Annotated in this window: 4 protein-coding genes; 1 reads left to right on the top strand and 3 read right to left on the bottom strand. The window is 67.0% G+C overall.

Features of this window, described 5'->3' with window-relative positions; genetic code table 11:
* From ON39_RS34220 to ON39_RS34210, 3 genes are all read right to left on the bottom strand, one after another.
* Positions 1–523 (bottom strand): alpha/beta hydrolase (locus ON39_RS34220; RefSeq protein ID WP_040740439.1); only part of this gene is annotated, 523 nt, incomplete at its 3' end.
* 119 nt (positions 524–642) lie between these two features.
* Entirely contained in the window at positions 643–1,395 is a 753-nt protein-coding gene (locus ON39_RS34215) for a L,D-transpeptidase (protein ID WP_040740438.1), read from the bottom strand.
* A 208-nt stretch (positions 1,396–1,603) separates the two neighbouring features.
* Complete coding sequence (locus ON39_RS34210; protein ID WP_040740437.1) at positions 1,604–2,008, bottom strand: winged helix-turn-helix transcriptional regulator; 405 nt, start codon at positions 2,006–2,008, stop codon at positions 1,604–1,606.
* Between the two features lie 67 nt (positions 2,009–2,075).
* On the opposite strand from ON39_RS34210, the gene ON39_RS34205 reads away from it, so the two are divergent.
* Positions 2,076–2,367, top strand: a 292-nt coding sequence (locus ON39_RS34205; protein ID WP_040740436.1) for an alcohol dehydrogenase catalytic domain-containing protein, incomplete at its 3' end; no start/stop codon positions are given.

Genomic DNA, 2,367 nt, shown 5'->3' with positions numbered 1-2,367 from the left:
CCGGCCCTCGGCGCACGGCTGCGCTGGCCACATCCGCTACCGCGCGGGTCGCGATGCCGAGCAGCGGCCGCAGCCCGACGGTGGGCGCCGAGGCGAGCCCGTCGGTGAACGGGCACTGCGAGACCACCGCCGCCACGCGCCGATCGCGCGCGGCGACGCGCAGCACGTGACCGCCGCTGAAAGACGTTCCGAATACAGCGATTCGGGACGGATCAACGCCGTCGAGAGTCGCGGCGTAGTCGATCGCCGCCGTCCAGTCGGCGAGTTGACGGCCGATGCTCAGCACCTGTCGCGGCTCGCCGTCGCTCGCGCCGAAATGGCGATAGTCGAAGACCACCACGGCGATTCCGGCGGCGGCGAAACGCTCGGCGAAGGCGTCGAGGCGCATCTCCTTGACGGCGCCCAATCCGTGCGCCATGACTACCACCGGGACCGCGCCGTCGGTCGTCGCCGGCCGGTACAGCCAGCCTCGGACTGTGGTGCCCGCAGACGGGAATTCGATATCCGAGCGGGGTGCGGTCATCGGTCGGCTCCTGCCACGTGTCGGCGACTGAGACCTCGCGTCTCATTCGCTCGATCATGGCACGAGCCCGGGCGAGGGGCGAGCCGGACCGCCTCAGGCGGTCCGGGCGCTGAACTCGATCACCAATGCACGGTGACGGGATCGCCGACATCAATGGTGTTGTACACCCATTCGGCGTTCTCCGGCGCGAGATTGATGCAGCCGTGGCTGACATTCGCGTTGCCCTGGTCGTCGACCGACCACGGCGCGGAGTGGATATAGACGCCACCCCAGGTGAGGCGCTCGGCGAATTCACCGTTGATCACATAGCCCTCCGGCGAACTCAGCGGAATGCCGATGGTGCGCGAGTCGAACACCACGGTGCGCGCCTTCTCCAGCACGGGGAAGGTGCCCTCCGGCGTCGGATAGCGCGGCTTGCCGAACGACGCGGGCATTGTCCGCGGAATGCCGCCGACGGTCAGCGTGAATGTGTGCGCCGACATGTCACCGTCGCCGAAAACGCCCGGGTTGGTGTTGAATTCGGTGCGGGTGTTGCCGACACCGACGGTGATGCGGGAATTGGCGGGCAGGAAGCCGGTCGGCGTCCACACCGCCTCGCGATCACTGGTCCACGCGAACGTCCCGGTCAGCGGTTCGGTGGCTTCGATGTCGATACTCCGCTCGGCTTTGGCGCGATCGGCGATCGGCGCCGCGAAGCGGATGGTCACCGGATGGGCGACGCCGACGACCTGTCCGTTCGCTGGTCCGATGGCTTCGACCGGACTCGCCGCGGTGGTGTTTCCGATCAGCGTCGCGGTCGAGGTTCCGGACCAGAACGCGGCCATGACCGCGACCAAGATCGTTAGGAAGAGATATCGAATGACTTTTCTCATTGGCTCCACCCCTTCGAGATGGTGGTAGGCAGCAAACTCCAATTTTAGGCCGGAGTGATCACCACGAACCGTGCATCGATCCCGGCCGTTCCGTGGTCGTCACCGACCACCATGCCCCTCTCTATGCGGCCTACCCGCGCCATGCACCGCCAAACCGCGTCGCTATAACACGACAATTCGCGAAAACCGTGCAACGACACGCAGGCAATCAGTTGGTCAGCGCCTCGGGCTCCGGCCGGCTGTCGAAAGCCGCGCGGGCGGCGACGATCCGATCCTGATGCTGGACGGCCCAGACGCCCATCATGTGGCTGATCTCGCCGATGCTCTCGCCCATGTCGGTGAGCGAGTACTCGACCTTGGGCGGGACCGTCGGGTACACCGCCCGGTGCACCAGACCTTCGCGCTCGAGGTTGCGCAGCGTGCGGGTGAGCATCTTCTGGGTGACGCCGTCGAGGTGGCGGCGGAGCTCGTTGAAGCGCACCGGGCCGTCGTGGGCGCGCAGCACGCCGAGAACCAGCAGCACCCACTTGTCGGCGAGCACGGAGAGAACCTCGCGGGCGGGGCAGTGCTGCACGTAGGCCTCGACCAGCGTGGGCGCGGGGGCAGTATCCATCGGGTACCTCGGGATCATCAAAGTGCCTTCTTTCCAATGGATACTAGGTCGCCGCAGAATCATCGGCATGTTGGCAATCACGCAGCGCGCGTACGGCGGTCCGGAAGTTCTCGAGGAGACAGAGGTGGAGCGGCCGCGGCCGGGAGCGGGGGAGGTGCTGGTGCGGGTCGCCGCCACGAGCATCAACGCGGCGGACTGGAAACTGCGCTCCGGACAGCTCGGCGAGTTCGGAAGTATGCCGCTGACACTGGGTTTGGACGTCTCGGGCGTCGTCGAGGAACTCGGCCCCGGCGTCTTCGAGTTCCAGGTCGGCGAGGCCGTCTACGGGGTGGTGCTGGGCGGCGCGAACGCCGAATACG

The sequence above is a fragment of the Nocardia tenerifensis NBRC 101015 genome (genome assembly GCF_000308715.1).
Taxonomy (GTDB): domain Bacteria; phylum Actinomycetota; class Actinomycetes; order Mycobacteriales; family Mycobacteriaceae; genus Nocardia; species Nocardia tenerifensis.
This window is presented reverse-complemented; position numbering and strand designations above follow the sequence as displayed.